23 protein-coding genes are annotated in these 21,681 nt (G+C 42.6%); 14 read left to right on the top strand and 9 right to left on the bottom strand.

The window, feature by feature from the left end:
- Positions 1-101: 101 nt before the first annotated feature.
- Positions 102-1,088 carry a chlorophyll synthase ChlG gene (chlG, locus tag H6F41_RS05780; RefSeq protein WP_190402530.1) on the bottom strand — a complete coding sequence of 329 codons (987 nt, stop codon included), beginning with the start codon at positions 1,086-1,088 and terminating at the stop codon, positions 102-104.
- A 137-nt stretch (positions 1,089-1,225) separates the two neighbouring features.
- On the opposite strand from chlG, the gene H6F41_RS05775 reads away from it, so the two are divergent.
- From H6F41_RS05775 to H6F41_RS05765, 3 genes are all read left to right on the top strand, one after another.
- On the top strand, positions 1,226-1,408 hold the full coding sequence (locus tag H6F41_RS05775; RefSeq protein ID WP_190402529.1) for a hypothetical protein: 183 nt from the start codon (positions 1,226-1,228) through the stop codon (positions 1,406-1,408).
- A gap of 137 nt (positions 1,409-1,545) precedes the next feature.
- Entirely contained in the window at positions 1,546-3,222 is a 1,677-nt protein-coding gene (locus H6F41_RS05770) for a hypothetical protein (protein WP_190402528.1), read from the top strand.
- A 109-nt stretch (positions 3,223-3,331) separates the two neighbouring features.
- Complete coding sequence (locus tag H6F41_RS05765; RefSeq protein WP_190402527.1) at positions 3,332-3,916, top strand: Uma2 family endonuclease; 585 nt, start codon at positions 3,332-3,334, stop codon at positions 3,914-3,916.
- A 72-nt stretch (positions 3,917-3,988) separates the two neighbouring features.
- Here H6F41_RS05765 and rplT read toward each other — a convergent pair whose 3' ends face one another.
- The gene (gene rplT / locus H6F41_RS05760) at positions 3,989-4,342 is read right to left on the bottom strand and encodes a 50S ribosomal protein L20 (RefSeq protein ID WP_190402526.1); all 354 of its coding nucleotides are present in this window, start codon (positions 4,340-4,342) and stop codon (positions 3,989-3,991) included.
- Positions 4,343-4,404: 62 nt separating this feature from the next.
- Positions 4,405-4,605, bottom strand: coding sequence for a 50S ribosomal protein L35 (rpmI, locus tag H6F41_RS05755; protein WP_190402525.1), 201 nt, complete (start codon positions 4,603-4,605; stop codon positions 4,405-4,407).
- A 108-nt stretch (positions 4,606-4,713) separates the two neighbouring features.
- On the opposite strand from rpmI, the gene lpxB reads away from it, so the two are divergent.
- Positions 4,714-5,898: a lipid-A-disaccharide synthase gene (lpxB, locus tag H6F41_RS05750; RefSeq protein ID WP_190402524.1), complete on the top strand. Its 1,185-nt coding sequence runs from the start codon at positions 4,714-4,716 to the stop codon at positions 5,896-5,898.
- A gap of 52 nt (positions 5,899-5,950) precedes the next feature.
- On the opposite strand, the gene hrcA is transcribed toward lpxB, so the two are convergent.
- Positions 5,951-7,012, bottom strand: coding sequence for a heat-inducible transcriptional repressor HrcA (gene hrcA, locus H6F41_RS05745; protein WP_190402523.1), 1,062 nt, complete (start codon positions 7,010-7,012; stop codon positions 5,951-5,953).
- A 398-nt stretch (positions 7,013-7,410) separates the two neighbouring features.
- On the opposite strand from hrcA, the gene H6F41_RS05740 reads away from it, so the two are divergent.
- From H6F41_RS05740 to H6F41_RS05730, 3 genes are all read left to right on the top strand, one after another.
- Entirely contained in the window at positions 7,411-9,327 is a 1,917-nt protein-coding gene (locus H6F41_RS05740; RefSeq protein WP_190402522.1) for a protein phosphatase 2C domain-containing protein, read from the top strand.
- Between the two features lie 58 nt (positions 9,328-9,385).
- The gene (locus H6F41_RS05735; protein WP_199288678.1) at positions 9,386-9,829 is read left to right on the top strand and encodes a hypothetical protein; all 444 of its coding nucleotides are present in this window, start codon (positions 9,386-9,388) and stop codon (positions 9,827-9,829) included.
- Positions 9,830-9,991: 162 nt separating this feature from the next.
- Entirely contained in the window at positions 9,992-10,456 is a 465-nt protein-coding gene (locus tag H6F41_RS05730; RefSeq protein ID WP_190402521.1) for a Spy/CpxP family protein refolding chaperone, read from the top strand.
- 37 nt (positions 10,457-10,493) lie between these two features.
- On the opposite strand, the gene radC is transcribed toward H6F41_RS05730, so the two are convergent.
- Complete coding sequence (radC, locus tag H6F41_RS05725) at positions 10,494-11,228, bottom strand: RadC family protein (RefSeq protein ID WP_190402520.1); 735 nt, start codon at positions 11,226-11,228, stop codon at positions 10,494-10,496.
- A gap of 79 nt (positions 11,229-11,307) precedes the next feature.
- Positions 11,308-12,804: a hypothetical protein gene (locus H6F41_RS05720; protein ID WP_190402519.1), complete on the bottom strand. Its 1,497-nt coding sequence runs from the start codon at positions 12,802-12,804 to the stop codon at positions 11,308-11,310.
- Positions 12,805-12,885: 81 nt separating this feature from the next.
- On the opposite strand from H6F41_RS05720, the gene nblS reads away from it, so the two are divergent.
- The 3 genes from nblS (at position 12,886) to H6F41_RS05705 (ending at position 16,026) form a co-directional block, all read left to right on the top strand.
- Positions 12,886-14,868, top strand: a complete 1,983-nt coding sequence (gene nblS / locus H6F41_RS05715; protein ID WP_190402518.1) for a two-component system sensor histidine kinase NblS — start codon at positions 12,886-12,888, stop codon at positions 14,866-14,868.
- A gap of 45 nt (positions 14,869-14,913) precedes the next feature.
- Positions 14,914-15,168, top strand: a complete 255-nt coding sequence (locus tag H6F41_RS05710; protein WP_190402517.1) for a type II toxin-antitoxin system Phd/YefM family antitoxin — start codon at positions 14,914-14,916, stop codon at positions 15,166-15,168.
- A gap of 93 nt (positions 15,169-15,261) precedes the next feature.
- Positions 15,262-16,026: an ABC transporter ATP-binding protein gene (locus H6F41_RS05705; protein WP_190402516.1), complete on the top strand. Its 765-nt coding sequence runs from the start codon at positions 15,262-15,264 to the stop codon at positions 16,024-16,026.
- Positions 16,027-16,057: 31 nt separating this feature from the next.
- Here H6F41_RS05705 and H6F41_RS05700 read toward each other — a convergent pair whose 3' ends face one another.
- The gene (locus tag H6F41_RS05700) at positions 16,058-16,891 is read right to left on the bottom strand and encodes a universal stress protein (protein WP_190402515.1); all 834 of its coding nucleotides are present in this window, start codon (positions 16,889-16,891) and stop codon (positions 16,058-16,060) included.
- 123 nt (positions 16,892-17,014) lie between these two features.
- Here H6F41_RS05700 and H6F41_RS05695 point away from each other — a divergent pair, with 123 nt between their 5' ends.
- Entirely contained in the window at positions 17,015-17,983 is a 969-nt protein-coding gene (locus tag H6F41_RS05695; RefSeq protein ID WP_190402514.1) for a CHAD domain-containing protein, read from the top strand.
- Between the two features lie 17 nt (positions 17,984-18,000).
- Here H6F41_RS05695 and H6F41_RS05690 read toward each other — a convergent pair whose 3' ends face one another.
- Positions 18,001-18,912: an FTR1 family iron permease gene (locus tag H6F41_RS05690; protein WP_190402513.1), complete on the bottom strand. Its 912-nt coding sequence runs from the start codon at positions 18,910-18,912 to the stop codon at positions 18,001-18,003.
- Positions 18,913-18,926: 14 nt separating this feature from the next.
- Positions 18,927-19,493: a Uma2 family endonuclease gene (locus H6F41_RS05685; RefSeq protein WP_190402512.1), complete on the bottom strand. Its 567-nt coding sequence runs from the start codon at positions 19,491-19,493 to the stop codon at positions 18,927-18,929.
- Between the two features lie 146 nt (positions 19,494-19,639).
- Between H6F41_RS05685 and H6F41_RS05680 the strand changes: the two genes are divergently transcribed.
- Genes H6F41_RS05680 through H6F41_RS05670 form a run of 3 tightly spaced genes read left to right on the top strand, consistent with a single transcriptional unit; the run spans position 19,640 to position 21,681 of the window.
- Positions 19,640-20,356 (top strand): 2-phosphosulfolactate phosphatase family protein, encoded by a 717-nt coding sequence (locus H6F41_RS05680; protein ID WP_190402511.1) that lies wholly within the window; start codon positions 19,640-19,642, stop codon positions 20,354-20,356.
- A gap of 39 nt (positions 20,357-20,395) precedes the next feature.
- Positions 20,396-21,259 (top strand): DNA adenine methylase, encoded by an 864-nt coding sequence (locus tag H6F41_RS05675; RefSeq protein ID WP_190402510.1) that lies wholly within the window; start codon positions 20,396-20,398, stop codon positions 21,257-21,259.
- Positions 21,260-21,261: 2 nt separating this feature from the next.
- Positions 21,262-21,681 carry a PD-(D/E)XK nuclease superfamily protein gene (locus H6F41_RS05670; RefSeq protein WP_190402509.1) on the top strand — a complete coding sequence of 140 codons (420 nt, stop codon included), beginning with the start codon at positions 21,262-21,264 and terminating at the stop codon, positions 21,679-21,681.

Below are 21,681 nucleotides of genomic sequence, written 5' to 3'. Positions count from 1 at the left end.
TTTATAGATGATAAGCAACATTGATTATCACTAAATCACCCTTTAGGAGCTATTTCATCTTAATAAGTAATTAAGGGAACGCTTAGCGCTCCCTTAATTACTTATATACCTGCATGTCCCATGGCAATTCCCGCAACTAACATCCCAATTACAAGGAATGGTTGAGCGCTAGCCTGATATTTGACATCATTCTTGAGCGGATCGCGCAGGAAGTACATATCTTGAAAAGTAATTTGGGGAATCACTAATAGCACAATTAAGCTAGCTAGTAATTGCTCACCAACGGTAACTAGATAAACCGCAATCCCAATTTGGAAGACATCGATCGCCGTTGCCGATATCAATGCTGCCTTCTGCACACCAAAGATTACGGGTAGAGAGTTCAATCCTAATTCGCGATCGCCTTCCACGCTCTTAAAGTCATTCACCACCGCAATCCCTAAACCCGCAAGGCTATAGAACAGCGTTACAACTACGATTGTCCAGTTGAGAGTGCCATAAAGTGCATGACCTGCCCACCAAGGTAGGGCGATATAGCTAGCTCCGAGAGCATAGTTACCCAGCCAACCATTCTGCTTAAGTTTCAAAGGTGGCGCAGAGTAGATATAGGCAACGAAGGAGCCGCCCAGCGCTAATTTGGTCATGATAAAGTCGGTATGACCTGCGGTGATATCGAGGATCGCCGCTACACCAATACCGCCCAGCAACAAAATCCAAATCTGAGCAATGACTTGATTGAGAGGAATTGCTCCTGATGGAATCGGACGATAGGGTTCGTTAATTGCGTCAATTTCGCGATCGTAGTAATCGTTAATCGTCTGGGTATAGCCCGTCAGTAAAGGTCCTGACATGAGCATACAAAGTAGCGATCGCAATACATTTTCAATTGACCATGTAAAATCGCCAGAGGAAGCCGCACCACAAAGTACGCCCCACATCAGGGGTATCCATGTAATCGGTTTCATCAATTGCAAGCGGATCTTCCAGATTGAAGCTTCTTTAATGTCTGCACCTTTCATTCCGAGCATTTGGCGGGTACGGGCATCGCGAGACTCGCTCGCTGGTACGTCAGGGGTTGGGGACGACATATTTACAAAAATTTATAGACTTGCGGTTGATTATAGCTTTTCGGCGATCGCTACACCACGCTAAAGCAATCAAATAAGCTATGACATAATGATTAGAGTAGGTTTGCTATTGTTTTATCTAACTCAAAGAGGTGCGTATGACTTACTCTGAGCTACGCGAAAAAGGCGATGCGAGTAATAAACAATTGCGCCGTATTCCACCTCTGAAGCGCAATAAAAAAGCCAGTGATTTGTTAAGTCATGTAGGGACTTGGCAAGGTGATGATCTAGCTGAATGTCTTGCTTTTGTTCAAAACACTCGTTCTGGTACTCGCTTTTAGTCTTAATATTTTTTGTTTGCAATTAATGTGTAACTTAATTTTTTAAACCAAATAAAAAATTATTGCTGAATAAGCTGTCCCTTCAAGTGTAAATAAATATAATTAGTAATCTTTTAAACTAAAGATTGGATTAAGAAATGTCGATTACAACAATTAAAAAGCAAATAAATAAGTTTATTAGTCACGACACTCCAGAAGTGATAGCAATTAAGGGGGCATGGGGAGTTGGTAAAACCTATGCTTGGAATGAATTTTTATTGAATGCAAAAAAAAGAAATCAGATTGCATTAGAAAGATATTCTTATGTCTCAATGTTTGGAATTAATTCTTTGGATGCTTTCAAATATGCAATATTTGAAAATGTTGTAAATCGCGACTTGATAGGCTCTGGAGCTAATGTAGAAACATTTAAACAAAATACTTCTAGTTTACTTGAAAAGCTGACTAGAAAATCTTTCAAGATGTTTAAAGATGTTTCAATTTTAAAAGGAATTACTCCTGCTATTGAGTCTCTTTCGTTTCTCTCACTTAGCCAAACATTGATATGTATAGATGATCTTGAAAGAAAAGGAAAAATGCTTGATATTAGGGATGTCCTTGGGCTTATCTCTCTCTTAAAAGAGCAAAAAAAATGTAAGGTTATTATATTGCTCAATGCTGGAGAAGATGGACTAGAGGAATATTCAAAATATACAGAAAAGGTAGTTGATCTTGAGATGATCTTTGCACCGACAGCAACTGAATGTGCTGAAATCGCATTTCAGAAAAACAGTTATGAGTCTAACAAATTAAAAGAACTAACTCCAAAATTAGGAATTAAGAATATACGTGTACTTAAAAAAATTGAGAAATTGGTTGAGCTATGTACACCTTTAGCTAGTTCATATGAGCAAGAACTCAGAGACCAATTAATTCATTCATTAGTGTTGTTTACCTACTGTCATTACTGTTCTAAGAGTGTTCAAGATATCCCACCTCTAGAATTTACTACACATTTAGGTTACAACTTTTTAGGGATTGGTGCAGCTCAAGACGATAACGAAGAAAAGAAGAGATGGCGCTCATTATTACATAGTTATAACTATAATCATACCGATAGTTTCGATTTGGTATTAGCAGAATCTATCCGTGCAGGCTATTTCATTGAGGAAGATTTTAAAAGGGAAGCAGAGAAAAAGAATGGAGAAATAATCGCGTCAAGATCATTAGGTTCGTTTAAAGAATCTTGGAATTTATATCATGAAACATTTGACAATAATACAGATGAGGTAATTAGCAGCATTTACGAAAGCTTTAAAAAGAACACTAAACATATTTCAACAAATGATTTGAATGGCACTGTTACATTATTTAGACAGCTTGGTGAAGACAAGAAAGCTTCAGAGATTATCGATATTTACGTGCGAGAAAGAATGGATGATGTAAAATCATTTGATCTTACAAGCAGTAACTTTTTTGGAGATATTATCGACCCTGAAATAGTACATAGATTTAAAGATACATATAAAGAATTATCCACCAAAGAAAGTGCCAAACAAGTGCTTGAACGTATTGCTGGTAAGAATGGATGGAATGAGAGTGATATAGTTGTATTAGCTAGTACAACTGCTGATGAATACTATAGTTTGTTCAAATCTTTGCAAGGAGAACATATTTATCCTTATATAAATACTTGTTTGCAATTCAATAAACTTGTTAATCCTTCTGATCAGTATAAAGAGATTGGAGAAAAAGCAATAGACGCATTGAAGAAAATTGCTGCTGAATCTCCAATTAACAGGTTGCGCGTTCGCAAGTTTGGTATTGATGTTTAGAATTTTTATATCCAGTAATAATGAATGAGTCAAGATTTGATCCACAAAAATTACGAGATAGACTCATTTCCTCAAATCTTCCTTTGACTTAGGCACGCAGGAGTCTTTTATGTCCTTGATCGCACTTTCTCCCCCAACGACAACTAAGAAAATCTGGACAGATGCCGAACTGATGGCACTAACAGATGGGAAGTGTTATGAGCTTGTTAATGGAGAACTAATTGACATGGGAAATTCGGGAGCCTTACATGGATATACCTGTAGCCTTCTCGTTATGGCTCTGATGAATTACATCTTACCTAGAGAACTGGGAATTATTCTCGACTCTAGTACAGCCTTCACGATGAAAAATGGTAACAAGCGATCGCCTGATATTTCCTTTGTATCTAGAGACAAGTTAAAAGGCTTGACCGAATTACCTGATGGCTTTTTAGATGGCGCACCCGACTTAGCGATCGAGGTTCTCTCACCTAACAACACGATCGCAGAAATTGATCAGAAAATTGTGGAATACTTTGAGAATGGCTCACGACTAGTTTGGGTGATCAATCTTAAATTGCATTATGTCCTAGTCTATCGTTCAGCCCAAGAACCAGATCGCCTACTCAAGCAGTCCGATGCTTTAGATGGGGAAGATGTTATTGCTGGCTTTACAATGCCATTGTCTGACCTATTTCAAAAGCTATCATTTTGAAGATAATGCAATCTTTTTTAATTTCAAATAAAAAAGCCCACTCTATGAGTGGGCTTTTTTATTTGATTTAACTTAAACAGCAGCTTTTGCTTTTTCCACGATCGCAGTGAACGCTTGTGGGTCGAGAATAGCAATCTGAGAAAGCATCTTACGATTGATGTCGATATTGGCTTTCTTAAGTAGACCCGCAAACTTGCTGTAGCTCAGACCTTGTTGGCGAGCAGCAGCATTAATGCGGGTAATCCATAGACTACGGAAATCGCGCTTCTTCTTGCGGCGATCACGGTAGGCATTACGCAGAGCTTTCATTACCTGCTGATTAGCAGTGCGGAACAGCTTAGAGTGCGATCCGCGAAAGCCCTTGGCTAATTTCAGTACTTTGTTGCGGCGCTTCCTAGCTACGTTACCGCGTTTTACTCTCGTCATGGCAGTTCGTTAATTATCGTGAAATCGTTTATTTTATCGATGCAAATAATCAAATTTTTTGATTATCTGGCGTAAGGCATCATTGCACTTACTCTGTCATTATCAGTCTCATCAACTATAGCCATCTGACCTAATCTGGTCTTGCGAACAGTTGGTTTATGCTCTAGTAGGTGGTTGCGACCAGCGTGGCGGCGAGCAAACTTGCCGCTACCCGTCACCTTGAATCGCTTGGCGGCAGATTTACGAGTTTTGAGCTTAGGCACTTCTTTCTAGTCCAAATTTTTGACCTTTACGAGTGTACCATAAGGTAATGCGATATGTTGCATTTGACGTGAAATAATTTGACACAACCTGCTCTTAACGATTTAAGTATGGAATCTAATTCAGTAATTAAGACAAAACGCCGTGTGTTTATCAGTACAGGAGAGGTGTCGGGCGACTGGCATGGGGCGATTTTGATTGAGGCATTGCATGAGCGTGCTGCCCTCAGAGGCATTGAATTAGAAATCGTCGGGCTAGGTGGCGATCGCATGGCAGCCGTGGGCGCAAATTTGCTGGGTAATACGGTTGGCATTGGGTCAATTGGCGCAGTGGAAGCCCTGCCCTATATTTTGCCCACCATTAAAGTGCAGCGTGACGCTAAAAAATGGCTAAAAACTTCCCCCCCTGATGTGGCGGTGTTAATTGATTACATGATGCCAAATCAGGGCATTGGCTATTATGCCAAACGCACCTTAAAGATTCCTGTTATTTATTACATTGCTCCTCAAGAATGGGTCTGGTCATTCAATGATAAAAATACGAGGGCAATCGCCGCCTTTACCGATAAATTATTGGCGATTTTTCCACAAGAGGCAGTCTATTACGAAAAGCAAGGGACAAACGTACAGTGGGTCGGACATCCTTTTGTAGACTTAATGGCAAAGATTCCCGATCGCAAAGAGGCGCGTCAGCAGCTAGGAATTAGCGAAGATGAGTTGGTGGTAACTTTGCTCCCTGCATCTCGTACCCAAGAATTAAAGTCGGTGATGCCGATCATCCTTGAGGCAGCGAAGATTATTCAAACTCAATTACCCCATGTCAAATTTTGGCTGCCCCTATCCCTAGAGCGCTATCGTCCTGAAGTTGAAAGATTGCTGGCGCTTTATGACATCAAAGCCACAATTATTTCTGCCCAATCCCAAATTGCGATTAGTGCGGCGGACTTGGTGCTTAGTAAATCGGGAACTGTGAATTTAGAGACGGCTTTGCTAAATGTACCACAGGTAATTCTGTACCGTGTCAGCGCCATCACTGCTTGGATTGCCCGCCATATCGTGAAGTTGCAACTGCCATTTATCTCGCCTGTCAACTTGGTAAATATGGAATCGGTCGTGCCTGAATTCGTGCAGAATGACGCAATTCCCACAGCGATCGCTGCATCGGCTCTAGAGCTATTAACCAACCCCCAAACCAAACAAACTATGCTTGATGGCTATGCCAGAATGCGAGCAAGTTTGGGTGAAAAAGGTGCGATTAATCGGGTTGCAGATTCGATTCTTGACTACCTCAAATAAATCGCCCCGTCGCCATTGGGCGGGGTGATTTATTGAGCGCTTGGCGCTTTACTTACCATTTACTAATTGCATCGGTTAGATGTAATGCGGCAGCTTGAACAGAGGCGATCGCTCTGGTATAGCCCAATCTTGTTGGACCTAATACGCCCACTGTGCCTACTGGTTTATCGTCACAAAGATAGGTGCTAGAGATAAACGTACAGTTTTGAATTGGCTCAATCGAAATTTCCGAGCCAATGCGGATGCTGACGGAATTAGTGGGGCTAGGCTGATCGACAATTAGCGCCATTAATGAAGCGCGATCTGCCTCAAGTAACTGCACAATATTTTGCACCTGCTGCAAATTAGAAAATTCGGGCTGGCGTAATAGCTCGGTTAAGCCGCTGATAAACATTTGACCGAGGGCAGTGCGATCGCAAAGTTTCATCAGTTGTTGCAGAGACTGCTGTAACAGCACTGAATATTGCTGAAACTGGCGATCGAGGTCATCCCATTGTAAGGTGCTGCTTAGCTCTGACCAGTTTTTATCGCGCAAATGCTCGTTCAAAAAGTTATTGAGGATATTTAATTCCCCTTCCAGCACTTCAGGTTTGGTTTCGCTAGGCAAATCCATCGTGATTGAGGCGGTGTGGTATGTGTCACTAACGGCAATCGCCATCACCTTACAATGATCGACCATCACTAGTTGCAAATGCCTAATCCGCATTGTTTGCATATTGGGCGCAGTAATGACGGCAATGCAGCCGCTCAGGGTCGATAAAATTTGAGCAACATCGCGCAACACTCCATCAAGGCTAGATTTGCCTAGGCGCTCACTTTTGCTCGCGAGAAACTGATGCTTGCTGTAGGTTAGCTCGCTGGCGGGATCGATTAGTTCATCGACATAGACCCGATAGCCAGAGTCAGAGGGGACTCGCCCCGCTGAGGTATGGGGCTGATATAACAGCCCACTGCGATCGAGCATATTCATGACATTGCGGATTGTGGCAGGGCTGATATCAAAGTCGTACTCTGACACCAACGCTTTAGAGCCAACGGGTTCTGCGGTATGAATATAGTGATCGATGGTTGCCCAAAGGACTTTTTGTTCGCGATGGGTAAGTTGATGCTTCATGGGTATTGCGATAACAAGAATTTAGAAAAGTTGCTAAAAAAGTTGTAAAAAAGTTTTTTGATAAAAATTGGGCGGTAAATCAGAAAATAAACAAAAGAAAAAAATAAGTATTAAATTTTTACTGTTAAATTTGACTTCTACAAATTAAAAGACTAACTACTACAATACCCAGATTCACTAGAAATCTGGTAACAAGTTGTACAGCTATCTGATTTTGGGAGATTGTTAGCGCTAGTAATGTTCAAATTTAGATAGGAATAATCTTGCGCTGCGTTGCCTATACTTACCTTAAATTTGATACTGTAATTAACTCAAAGACACTAGTGCTTTCTAATATACTGACCATTTAAGACTGACTACTTAAATTCACCCCTAAGTTTGGCAAGCGATTAACCTTCATGGACAAACAAGAGCAAGCTACGACCGTTGAGCAGCAATATCTTTGGGCAGTTGGTCTCGATACCGACACTTTTCCTCCAGATTCACTAGTGGGCAATCGCTACCGTGTTCTCTCCTCACAAATTGTTGTTGATACGGATGCTTACTCGCTGCCAGAGTTGCCTCTAGAATTTCAAACCTATGTGGTGTCTTACCTCAAGTTATCTCGACTCAGCTTACACTTACCACGTCCCTACAGTCTGTTGTTGCTCGGTGAAGAGCTGAACCTCTCGGAAGTATTTTTTCTTGAAAATGTCCCCATCGATCGTCAAGGCAATCTTTGCCCTACGTTGGCGGAGGCATGGGCAGAAGCCTCAGCTTTGCGGCAAATCAATCTGCTCTGGCAAGTCCTTGACCTGTGGCAACCCCTTGCTGAGCAGAATATGGCGCGCACCTTAATCGATCCGCGACTAGTGCGGGTTGATGGCATGTGGGTGAGGTTATTGGAACTGCAAGCGGATGTGGCGGCTGTGCATATTTCCCAACTTGGCGATATTTGGGTTAATTGGCTAGATGTTGCAAAACCTGAAATTGCCGAACCGATCGCTGAATTTTTCTACAGTTTGGGGCGTGGCGAATATGACATTAATACTGCGATCGCATATCTAGATCGTCTATCCCTGAAAGTTATGGAAGCGCAACCGCTCTCCGTCAGAATTGCCACTGCCACGGACGTAGGACAACAGCGTGACCATAACGAAGATGCTTGTTATCCCGATGCTAAACACCAAAGTCGTGCTGAACAGCCCGATATTTTACGCGATCGCGTTGCGATCGTCTGTGATGGTTTAGGTGGTCATGAGGGCGGCGAAGTAGCTAGCTCCTTGGCAATTAAGACCCTTGAACAACAGCTCAAAACGTTATTACAACAGGCGGAAAAAGATCCTGATTTTTCGTCACAGGGTTTCATGGCACAGCTAGAGATGGTGGTGCGGGTTGTGAATAATCAGATTGTTGCCATCAATGACCAACAGCAACGTCATTCTCAGCAACGCATGGGGACAACCCTCGTCATGGCAGTGATGCCCCGTCCCTATGGAAAGATCAGCAATGAGGTTTATGTCGTCCATGTGGGTGATAGCCGCCTCTATTGCGTGACTAAAGACAATCTTCGCCAAGTCACCCTTGATGATGACGTGGCAACTCGCGAAACCACTTTGGGTTATAACTTCTATGCCTATTCCTCGCAACGGATTGATGGTGGCGCACTGATTCAAGCATTAGGAACCCGTGGTTCCGATATGCTGATTCCCCGTGTGCAGAGATTTTTTGTGGATGATGATTGCCTCTTACTGCTCTGCTCCGATGGTCTGAGTGACTTTGATCGTGTGGATATGTTGTATGAAAATTATTTGCTCCCTGTAGTTAATACAGGAAAATCCCTTGCGAAGAGTTGCCAAGATTTGATTGATCAGGCAAATCAGCTAAACGGTCACGATAATATTACGGTTGCCTTGATGCGCAGCCTCCTTGCTCCTAGCGATCCCGATGATCATCTCGTTAGTGAGAATGCGGCTGCTACGGCATCTAGTGCTACTCAAAATGAGGCGGATACCGAAGATATTGCCCGTGAAAAGTCAGAGCAAGATGAGGCTGGAAAATTACTTGTCACCGCATCTGTAGGCGATGATGCTAGTTCCGTTGACTCACCAGTTTCCGAAGAAACTTCCAATGATGATGCTCTTAACGATATCAATTCGGCAAAGACAGAATTTGTGATCACGAAGCAGACCAATAGCACTTTTATTATCGTCTTAATTCTCGTTGCCTTGATTTTGGGTAGTGGCTTAGCGGCGATTCAGTTTCCTCAAGTCAAAGATTGGATGCGTCAAAATTTACCGACGAGGCTCAAGGAATTTGTGCCTCCCAATTCTTAACGCTTAGCCCATTTACATACAACATTTACATCATTAACACTATTCAAGTATTGACGCTGTGACAGATATTGCCGATTGGAGTGACATAGAAGTACAACTTCAAGAAACTAAAGATCTCTTAGTAGAAATTGAAGAACGATTTGTGCAGGTGCGCCGTGATTCCCACAAACGTGATGAATTGCGATCGCAAGAGGAACAAGTGCGATCGCAAATTCAAGAAATTTCTAGCGATCGGCTGCATCGTCAACCTAACATCAAAGCTCGCCGTAGCTCCAGAACCAGTAAGGTTCCCGCCCATCATCAACCATCACCCTCTCATCCTCAAAAAGAGGAGTTACTCAAGCAATTGCAAGCACTGACGGAGCAACTAGAGCAAATTGAAGCCGATCTGGAAAGTCGGTTACTCTCTTGGAGCAGTTTTCGAGAACCCTTTTGGCAAATCGTCCGTTTTGGAGGTCTAGGCATCGTGATTGGGGTGATTTTAAAAAGCTGCACAGGCTGAACTAGCTTGTTATAAAAACAGAAGATGAGTTGCGATGCTTCGCGCCGCAACTTGCTAGCCAGAAAAAATAATTTTGAACCTTTTGCTGAGGCGATCTGTCAAAACCCTCGTACAGATAATTCAGATCTCTAAGATCAGATATCGACCAAAGGAGAAACTTCAATGCTTCGTAATATCAAAAAATTGCTGGCGATCGCCTGTGTAACCGTCACCATCGGTGCAGTGGCAATCCCCAACTTAGTTGCTGCCCAAGCTCAAAACCAAAACAACACTGAAAATCGTAAATCCCGTAAGGGCAACGGCTATGGCTGGAAGCAACTGAATTTGACAGAAGCTCAAAAAGCTCAAATCAAAACTCTTCGTGAGAATGCCCAAACTCGTAAACAAAGCGTTTTGACTGATGCTCAACGCTCAATGATCGAGCAGGCTCGTCAGTCTGGAGATCGTAAAGGGGTCTGGAAAAATTTGAATCTGACGGACGCGCAAAAACAACAGATGAAAGCAATTGCTGAAGACAATAAACAACAGATGCAAAACATCCTCACACCTGAGCAGAAGCAACAACTAGAACAAATGAAACAACAGCGTCAAGACCGTCGTGGCATGATGCGTCAAGGTAAATCCTAAAAGTTGAAGCCGTCCGCTACGCGGACGGCTTCAACTTTTATTCTGCTTGAGGAATTTCTTGCCATAATGTTGAAGTTTCGCGAAGACTAGAAAACGTTCCATTCCCTAAAATTAAATGATCAAGGAGGGGAAGATTTAACATTCTGGCGGCTTCTAGTAACTGGCGAGTCAATGTAATGTCTTCAGGGCTAGGGTTCGTATTTCCCGATGGATGGTTGTGCGCGACGATGAGACGCACAGCACCACTTTTTAAAACTTCCCGAAAGATATCGCGAGGATGGGCAAGGGTCTCTGTCGCCGTTCCAATTGTGATAATCCGTTGACCGATAATCCGATTCTTATTATCAAGCATTACCACTGCTAACCGCTCCTGTGGTTGCCACATCAAGTCTTGACTAAGAGCAGTAGCAGCAATTGATGGATCGGTTACTTCTGTCAAATCTGGTGGCTTGGCGTATAGCGCCCGTTTACCTAACTCGATCGCCGCCAAGATTGCTGTGGCTTTAGCAGGTCCAACTCCCTCAATTTGCATCAGCTCCTGTGCAGAGATATTTTGCAAAGATGCCACGGGATCACCAGTTCGATCTTTGCCAATTGTTTGTAAAATTAGCTGCCCTAACCCCACTGCTGAGAGCTTTCCTGCACCTTGTCCTGTGCCGAGCAAAATTGCAATTAGTTCTGCATTCGATAGACTTCGCACGCCTTGACTTAGCAATCGCTCGCGAGGGCGATCGTTCTCATTCATATCCACGATCCGCAGGGAATAAGTCATCTAGATAGCTATATCAAGGTGTAAAATTTGTAAAAATTGTATAACAATAAAAGTGGTGCATGTACAGCGTGCACCACTTTTATTGCTGTAGATCCCAGAAATAAGCACATAGGTAGCTGGTGAGGTTAGGAGTTGTTAAACCAGTCCGCTGTGAGTCACCGCTCAAGATCTGTGACTGGATCAGAGGGCGACATTGATTTATAAAAGCTGGCTTTTCAGTAGTCGATTTGAGTTGTTGAAGTTGCTTAACGGTATTAGGGCTAATGCTATTGGCGGCGGACTCTGCTCTTTTTTGAATATCTAACCATCGGTTAATTTGGATCAATTCATTGCGGTAAAGCTTGAGCCGACTTTGCGCGTCAGCATATAGAAGCGAGTCAGCAGGAATTTCTCCTAACAATGTCAAAGCTTGTTGGCGTTTTTCTTGGGCGGCGAGCCAAATTTTGGAGCTATGGGGTGGTTGCTGTGTAGATTTAGCTGCTTCTAAGGTATTGCTTTTAGCCAGCTCTAGATTTTTATTGGCTAGTTGTTCAGCCGCAACTTTGCGATCCAGTTCCGCTAGTTTTGGACGCAGACTGTTTAACTCAGATTGGGCTTCTGAATATAGAGAAATGGGATTATTGGAAATACTTTCTAATTGTGAAACTATGCCTTGAATTTGATTGCGTTTGGTAGTTAACGTTTCTAGATTGGTAATTGCTGGAATATCAATTTTTTCGTGGTCAAGATTGCGAGCATCTGCTAAATAATTTTGTTGATTGAAACGATCCCAGACTACCCATCCACAGGCTCCTAAAACACCGACGAGTGTGGCAATAAAAGCTCCTAGCACCAGCGGTTTTTTGTAATTAGGCTTGATTTTTGTCTTGATTAGTTTGGTGTTGCTGTTATGAACCTCTGGCAAAATTTTGCGGGTTGGCACGGGAGGAAGGGGCATTGGCAGTGGTGCTGCTAAGGTTGGGCTATCGGATAAGTAATCGTCCGACAAATTGTTTGGAGCTTTTGGCCGTGAGCTGTCTAAGTTAAAGGTATCGGGTTCAAGTTCACTAAATGGCACTTTGCCCAACATGGGTAAATTGAGATTGTCTAGATCATGCAAATCCTCAAATGTATTATTGGAATCATCATTATCAACTAAAGATTTAAGATCGTCCTCAAGGCTAGTCTTAAAATCTTTTAGCTCATTAGATATTTGCGACTCCTGCATCGTAGAATCGGTTTGGGTATGCTCTTGGTGTGGAGGAGCGCTATCAATGGCAATAGGACTAGTCTCGTCCAATTCATCGAGATCTAGTTCAATCAGTGGCAGGGGTTTTGCGATCGCAGATTTCTTTTGCCACTCAGGATGATTTGCTCCAGTTAGCTTGCCATATACCGTTAAACTATCTACACCCTCAATTGATAGATTAGCGATACGGTTTTTCACAATATTATAGATAGCAGCATAATCAAGATCATCACCATCATTTCTGGTGACCAGCACATGTAATTGAGATTCTTTACGGCGGACTTGGGTTTTTATCTTATAGTCTTGAAGGTCTGCCCTTAGTGCCTTGATAATGCTAGCCTCATCCATCTTGAGATCCTCATCCTTGCGGTTCGCTCGCACATATTAAACGAAAAACCATACAAATTCCAACCAAATGCCTACAAAAAGATGAACTTTTTGCTACAAATTTACAATACGCCGCGACGCTGGTGGACAGAATTTTCGCTGCAAACGAAGCTGATGGCGCTAATTACGTTGTTAGTATCTTTGCTAATGAGTGCTGTCACTTTTTGGGCGGTCAACGATATTCAGATGGATGCGCGGCTCAATGATACGCGCTTTGGTAAAGATTTGGGCTTGTTGCTAGCGGCAAATGTGGCTCCTCTAGTCGCGAAGAATGACCTAGAGGAAGTAACTCGTTTATCGCGGGAGTTTTACGACAGTAGCTCTAGTATTCGCTACATTCTTTATGCTGATCCCGATGGTGAAATATTTTATGGGATTCCGTTTACCTCCAATGAAGTCCAAAACTCTCTGAGTATTAGGCGGCGGATTCAGTTACCAGAAGATCCTTTAATGCGTCCTGATCGTCCCTTGGTACGTCAGCATATTACGCCGCAAGGTGAGGTAACTGATATATTTGTGAATTTACAGCATGATGGTAAGGCTTTGGGGATTATTGCGATCGGGATCAATCCTAACCCCACGGCGGTAGCTTCATCGAGCTTGACCCTAGATGTAACGACGGCGGTATTTGTCTCGATCTGGGCGATGGTGATTTTGGGTGCTGCCTCAAATTCAGTGACCATTACTCGTCCATTGCGAGAATTGGTGGCAGGGGTACAAAATATTGCGAGTGGTAATTTCAAGCAACGGATTGATTTACCCTTTGGCGGGGAGTTAGGCGAATTAATTCGTAGCTTTAATGAGATGGCGCAGCGCCTCAAAAGTTATGAGGAGCAAAATATTGAGGAGTTAACCGCAGAGAAAGCAAAACTGGAAACGCTGATCTCCACGATCGCCGATGGAGCTTTGCTGTTGGACTCAGATATGAAGATTGTGTTGGCAAATCCTGCAGCAATCAAGATTATGGGTTGGGATCAGGATCTCAGTAAAAATATTTGGCAGGGTAAAAGTATTCTGAATATTTTGCCAGAAAGACTTAGTGCGGATTTGGGGCGCTCGCTGATGCAAATTGCCACAGGTGAGCGCGAGGGTGGTGAGTTTCGGATTATGGCATCGGGGGAAAAGGGTGATGCGGTGCTTGCCCATGCGTTTCGGATTTGGATTACCAGTGTGTTGAGTTCTAGTAATGCGATTAAAGGAATTGCGATTACGATTCAGGACATCACCCGTGAGGTGGAGCTAAATGCGGCGCAAAGTCGGTTTATTAGTAATGTTAGTCATGAGTTACGCACGCCTTTATTTAATATCAAGTCCTTTATTGAGACTTTGCATGAATATGGTGATGAGCTAAGTGATGAGCAGAAGAAGGAATTTCTCGGTACTGCTAATAGTGAAACCGATCGCTTAACTCGTTTGGTGAATGATGTTTTAGATTTATCCAGATTGGAGTCGGGTCGTCAATATCATTTCTCGGCAATTGATCTATCGGAAACGGTGGAACAGACGGTACGCACTTACAGGCTCAATGCTTCATCAAAGGGTATTGAACTGAATTATGAAATTACGCCAGATTTAGAAAGAATTTGGGGTAATTATGATTTGATCTTGCAGGTTTTATCGAATTTGGTGGGGAATGCCCTCAAGTTTACCGAATCAGGTGGTAAGGTGACGATTCGGGTCTATCCTTGGCAAGACCAAAGCACTACGCAGCCCCATCGGGTGATTAACTATGTCAGGGTTGAGGTCGAGGATACTGGGCATGGTATTCCTGCGGAAGATTGCGATCGCATTTTTGACCGTTTCTATCGAGTTGAGGATAAAGTCCATACGCTTGAAGGTACGGGCTTGGGTCTGTCAATTGTGCGAAATATTGTGGAGAAGCATCATAGCAATGTTCATATCAAGAGCGAGGTTGGTGTGGGAACAACTTTCTGGTTTGATCTGAGTGTTTACCAAGATCGTTGTGATTTGCCTATCAATGATGATATTGCGATCGCAACTCTCGCCGAAGCAGTGACAGTTTAATAAGGGAATAATCTATCTAGCTAATCATTAAGTAATGAGAAAAAAATGGATGCAATGACGACTCAACAAGCAAGTCATGATTTAGATGGCTTGATCGATCGCGTGATTGACAATGTGCAACCAACAATTCTTTGTAACGACAAAGACAACAAGGCTATTTTAATTTCGCTAGACGAATTTTCTGCTTGGAAAGAAACCTTATATTTGCTATCCAATCCTGTTAACGCAAAACATCTTCTTGGCTCAATTCAATCAGTTAAATCTGGTAAAGTCACCGAGAGAGATTTAATTGAAGAATGAAACTCACATTTCATTATCAAGATTAAACCAGAGGTGTCGTTGATAAACGACCTAATTCATCAGATTATTGTCAACTGCTAACTAACCAAACCTATGCCGAGCGCCCCAATCCTTAAAGCCGAAAATATCTGTAAATCCTTTGGCGGTATACATGCCGTGCAAAATGCCCAGATCGAAGTCCCTGCTGGGAGCATTACGGGTTTGATTGGCCCCAATGGAGCAGGAAAAACCACATTTTTTGGATTGCTCTCTAACTTCCTCAAGCCCGATCGCGGCACAGTGCAATTTGATGGACTGCCAATCCAAGGCAAACCACCCCACAAAATTTCGCGCTTAGGTATGGTTCGCACCTTTCAAGTGCCGCGTGTGCTGTCTCGCCTGTCAGTATTAGACAATATGCTGCTTGCCGCACAGGGACAGATGGGTGAAAAATTTTGGAATACTTGGTTTCTTGGTCATCAAATAGCAGCGCAAGAACGTGAAAACCGTGAGAAGGCAAGACATATTCTTGACTCCGTGGGTTTGATTAGGATGGCGGATGACTTTGCTGGCTCATTGTCGGGCGGTCAGCGCAAATTGCTAGAAATTGCTCGGGCGCTGATGACCGATCCTAAATTAATTTTGTTAGATGAACCTGCGGCGGGAGTAAATCCTGCTTTGATTGAGGAGATTTGCGGTTACATCCATCAATGGAATCAAGAAGGTTTGAGCTTTTTGATTATTGAACACAATATGGACGTAATAATGTCGTTATGCGATCGCGTTTGGGTGTTAGCCGAAGGTCATAATCTTGCCGATGGCTCACCCGATGAAATTCAACGTGATCCCAAGGTTTTAGAAGCATATTTGGGTTCTTAGGAAAAAAAGGGGCGCATTGTGCCCCTTTTGTTTATTCAATGGTACGAGTTAGCAGTACGGGGACTGTGGCATTGACGCGCACATAGTCGGATACTGACGAACCTAATAGACGATCAAGATCGGGCAAACTGCGGGCGATCGAAGGGCGGCGATCGGGTGAACCGATCATCAACAGACTCGTATTTGATTCATCGGCAAGTTTACAGATGGCTTTACCGATGTCACCTGAACCGATAAAAGTACGTGATGGAATATTCATCCGTTTGAGTTTTGCCGTTGCTTCCGCAAGGACAGGATCGGTGCTGGTAGTATTTTCGTCCTGACGTTTGACTACTCTTGCCAAGAAGATTTCCACATCCTTAGCACCGCTCACTAACTTAATCGCCAAATCAAGGCAATTATTTGCGGATGCCGAGCCATCGACGGAAACCATCACACTACGGATTGTCTTGATGTATACGTCATCCTTGATTAGCAACATTGGCGCGTCAGCCAATTGAAAAACATATTGACTGACTGAGTTTGCCAAAATTGCTTGCAAACGTCCCATGCCACGGGAACCCATGATCATCAAGTCAGGCTTTAGCTCTTCCGCCACTCTGCATACAATATCTTTTGGTTCACCCTCTTTGAGCATCGAGACAGTGGTATTGCCCGCAGCCAAGCGCAAACTTTTTACTTCTCTTTCGACGATTTTTTCTCCAGCCAGACGATATTCTGTAATCGCCTCTGAGTTAGTTGAGTTGGGGATGACATGCAGCACGTTAATTTGAAGGTTTTGCATACTAGGCAGGGCTAGTAGCATATTCATCATTTCTCGTGATCTTCCCGAACCATCCACAGCCAATAAAACTTGTTGAAACATATCGAGATCTTTAAAAATTTGCTATATCTTGAGTAAAGCTCAAGTAGGCTACGATCGCTGTAAAACGTTGAGATTCTTAAAAATTATCGCGTTGGCAAGGCAAACCATCAGTTAAGGTGAATTATGCAAGAAGATCAGTTGGAAATTGCGATCGCACTTAGCGACTATGCCCATCAGGTGATTCGCCAAAACTTCCAAAAGGTAATTGATCAAGAAAAGGCTGTTTTTAAAGATAAAGATCCTGAAGCGCTGCACCAAATGCGAGTCGGAATGCGACGACTACGCACAGCTATGCGTGTATTTAGTAATGTTGTGATTCTTCCTGATGGAATTAGTGAAGCGATTGGAAAAATTGCCAAGGGCTTAGGAAAAACGCGGGATCTTGATGTGCTACAAAAGGTAATGTCTGAGCGCTATCAGTCAATACTAACAAAGGCAGAACAACCCAAGTTTGAGAAGGTGATGCAGCACTTAGGCAAACAACGCAGCCATAGCTTTGTGAAGTTAAAACAGATTCTCAAAGGCGATCGCTATCAAAATTGCAAACTTCTAATCCAAGATTGGCTCGTCCATCCTGACTACACAACTATGGGTAGTGTCTCAGTTTCAGAAATACTGCCAGATTTACTACTTCCATTGATTTGTCAGCTTTTTCTGCATTCAGGCTGGCTAGTTGGTACAACGATGCAATCAGGCAGACTTTCATTAATCCCGCTCGAGAACACTGAAGAACTAAATTACCAATTAAGAAGATTTGGTGATGAATTACATGATCTCCGTAAGCAAATTAAAGGAGTTCGCTATCAGGCTGAGTTTTTTGACACCTTTTACGAAGATGAGTATAAGCAAAGGATTGATGAATTTAGGAATATGCAAGAAGTCCTTGGACAATTGCAAGACAATACTTTCCTGAGCGATTTTCTCAGAGCATTATTCACGGTAGATTTAGCGCAGGTATTACCCACCATCGATCAAATCATCCAACAGGATACGCAAATTTTTTGGCAGAAATGGCAACCTTTCCAAGAGCATTACCTATCCCTAGATTTTCGTAAATCACTGCGATCGCTCTTAACAACTCCTACAGCATAAGCGAAGCTTTGCTTCGCTTATGCTGTAGGAGTTGTCTTTTTGATAAGGCTCTGAAAATACAGAAAACCCGCAGAAGTTAGAAATGCGAAATAGGCGATTGCTTGTCCAAGAAAGAGCCGATCCCGAAAACCAAACATCGCCTTGAGCAAGATTGCAGGAAATTGATCGTCTGGGAAGCGATCATGTACATCCCAAACGAGATTACCCAATAGGCAAGAATGTAATTGGTCACCAGATGGAAGGCAAATAGAAGCTTGAGAGAGTTCGGCATAGGCAGTTATAGCGCGATCCAGATGCCCGATTGCACTAATGACTAGCCCTGCAACGATTAGTAATAAAAAGATGCCCATGGCTTGAAAGAATACTTTGAGATTAATGCGAATCCCAAATTGAAAGAGGGCAATTCCGATCGCAACGGCACTGACTAAACCTGAAATCGCTCCTATAATCGGGATCATCCCTGTTTGCAGTTTCGCGGAGATAAAAATTACAACTTCAAAACCCTCTCGTAATACTGCAATCAAGATCAGTGTAAATACTGCCCAACCTGCATTCTGAGAATTTGCGATCGCATTACCAATTTGCCCTTCGATTTCTCCCTTCAGCGCTTTGGCATTTTCTGTCATCCAGACCAACATCCAACTCAACATGGCAATGGCGGTAATGCCCAAAACTCCTTGCCACAACTGCCCATAAAAAGCGGCTTGCATTGGCTCTGTGTTTTCCACTTGCTGGAAGAACCAATTGAGCAAGATCCCCACTGCCACGCTTGCCAAAATCCCTGTAACAATGCCCCCAAACACCCAAGGATACAAAAAACTGCGATCGGCTTTTTTGAGATACGCCATCACAATTCCCACCACAAGGGCAGCTTCTACGCCCTCCCGCAAAGTAATCGCAAAAATTGGCAATGCAGCACTAAAATCCATAAATAAGTTCTCTTTTAAAATATAATTCCGCGATAAATTTTAGTCATTGCTAATTCGATTTTGATAGATTCTAGCGAAATAGAATCTTCTAAACCATTAAAATCACTGAATAACCATCCATTTAATTGCTTGGTGTATCGCTCAACAAATGGTCTATCCTGTCTAATCAAAAGATATTCACAAAGGCTAGGAATAGATCGATACATCTCAAACTTATCAGTTCGATCATATTTCTGAGTTGATGGAGAAAGCACTTCGATAATTAATAATGGATTTAAAATTTCATCTTCGCGCCCATCATGAAACTGCAATTGACTATCAACAACCATTGCATCTGGATAAACTCCACAACGGTATTTAGGAATCCATATTCGCAAGTCGCTGTTGAAGGCTTCAAAGTTAGTATCTTCTAGATTGTTATCCAAAAAATTAACAACATTCCGACTAATACGGCTATGTGTGGCAGTTCCACCAGTCATTGTAATAATTTCTCCATCATGATATTCACATTTTTCCTCAGAGGTTTCAGCGATCGCACGATATTCATCAAGACTGTAGCGACGTGCAGTGGTAGCAATCATGGAGTTGTACTCTAGCTTTCAAGACAACAGTTCTATTGTACAGTGAGCATAAACAAGGGGATTAAGTCCCTTGCTTCGTAAATCTTGCAAAACAAGCAATCATAGAGTTTAATTTATATAAGAAGACTCAATCATTAGATTTGTAAATGAAAATATTTGTCTATCACACGCCTGAGTTGGTTCCTGCTGAAGGAAATCCAGACTGCGCGATCGCTGTCGATATTTTGCGAGCAACCACGACAATCGCCACAGCTTTAGCGGCAGGAGCCGAGGGAGTTCAGGTGTTTTCCGATCTCGATGAATTAATGCGTGTGAGTGAGTTGCATCCAGCCGAGTTAAGAATTAGAGTGGGTGAGCGTGGCGGTAAAACCGTAGAAGGATGTGACTTAGGAAATTCTCCCTTTGACTTTACGCCTGAAGTGGTGAAGGGCAAGCGGATTTTTATGAGTACCACCAATGGCACGCGATCGCTACAGAAAATCCAAAATGCGAAGAGTGTTTTAGCTTGCGCGATGATTAATCTTGGCTCAGTTTTGAAGTATTTACGTGAAACTAAGCCTGAAACGGTTTGGATTGTGGGTTCTGGCTGGGAGGGTAGCTATTCCCTTGAAGATACCACCTGTGCAGGAGCGATCGCCGCAAGTCTTGAGGATGAAGCTGATTTTGGTAATGATGAAGCTGTCGCCGCCGCAACTTTATACAAAGCTTGGAAGGGTGAGGTTGAGGAGCTGTTTTATCAAGCTAGTCACGGTAAACGGCTGCTAAAGCTAGATTGTGCTGAAGATATTGCCTACTGTGCCAAAATTGATGTTGTCGATGTTTTACCGAAACAATCTAGTGCAGGCTTGCTAGTTGCTGCCTAGTGGTACTAGATTGAGTAAGCATTAATTTCCCTTGTCGCCATGCCATCGTCTCAATGTTCGTCTCTGCTCATGACTCCCTTGGCAAAACAAGTGGCAAATACTACTAGCTCAACCGCAAAGCCAGAACGCCTTACGCCTCCCTTAAAATGGGCTGGTGGTAAGCGTTGGCTTGTACCCCATTTGCAGCATACTTGGCAAAAATATAGCGATCGCCGTTTGGTAGAGCCATTTTGTGGCGGATTAGCAATTGCTCTAGGTTTACAGCCAGAAGAAGCTTTACTAAATGATATCAATCCCCATGTGGTGAATTTCTATAAGTGGTTACAACGAGGCTTAAATTTTGATATTGAAGCCAAGTACAATCGGGAATTTTACTATGCACAGCGTAATGAGTTTAATCGATTGATTCAAAATGGTGAAGCTGATAGTAATAAAGCTGCACAACTCTTTTACTATCTGAACCGTACTGGTTATAACGGTCTATGTAGATTTAACCAAAAAGGAGGATTTAACGTTCCTTTTGGAAGATATAAGACTGTTAACTATAATCCAAATTTTTCTGTTTACCAATCTGTTATGTCTCCGTGGCAGTTTACCTGTGGAGATTTTGAATCATTAAAAATCAAAAAGAAAGATCTAATTTATGCCGACCCCCCATATGATGTGGAGTTTCGACAGTATTCTCAAAATGGATTTGAATGGCAAGATCAAGTTCGTCTGGCTAAGTGGCTAGCTAAACAAAAATGTCCAGTGATTGCCTCTAATCAGGCAACAGTTCGTATTGTTGAGTTATATAGAAATTTAGGATTTGAGATAAAATTTTATGACGCTCCACGCAGAATTAGCTGTAATGGCGATCGTCAACCTGCACAAGAAATAATTGCTTTTAAAGGATTTAGTTAATTATGAGCGCACGTAACACTTCCACTGGGGCTGTACTAGAAAATATGATTTTGCCTTCTTTAAGAATGGGGAAATATGAATACGAGCTTCAAAAAGTTATTGGCACAAGACCAGGGGGACGAAAACATAAAGTAGATGCCGTTGCTATTAAAGAGGATAGCTCCTACTTAATTTCCTTAAAGTGGCAGCAAGTAAATGGAACAGCAGAGCAGAAAGTCCCTTTTGAGGTGATTTGCTTGCTTGATGCGCTGCAACAGAATCCGCAATGTCAAAAAGCTTACTTAGTTCTGGGTGGTGATGGATGGACTTTACGGAATCTTTACACTTCAGGTGGTTTACAGAAGTATTTACTTTACGGCGATCGCGTTGAAATTGTTACCCTTGAAAGGTTTATTGCCAAGGCAAATACAGGGAAACTTTAA

It is taken from the genome of Pseudanabaena mucicola FACHB-723 (assembly GCF_014696385.1).
Taxonomy (GTDB): domain Bacteria; phylum Cyanobacteriota; class Cyanobacteriia; order Pseudanabaenales; family Pseudanabaenaceae; genus Pseudanabaena.
Note: the sequence above shows the minus strand (reverse complement) of the source record. Positions and strands in the feature narration are given on the sequence as shown.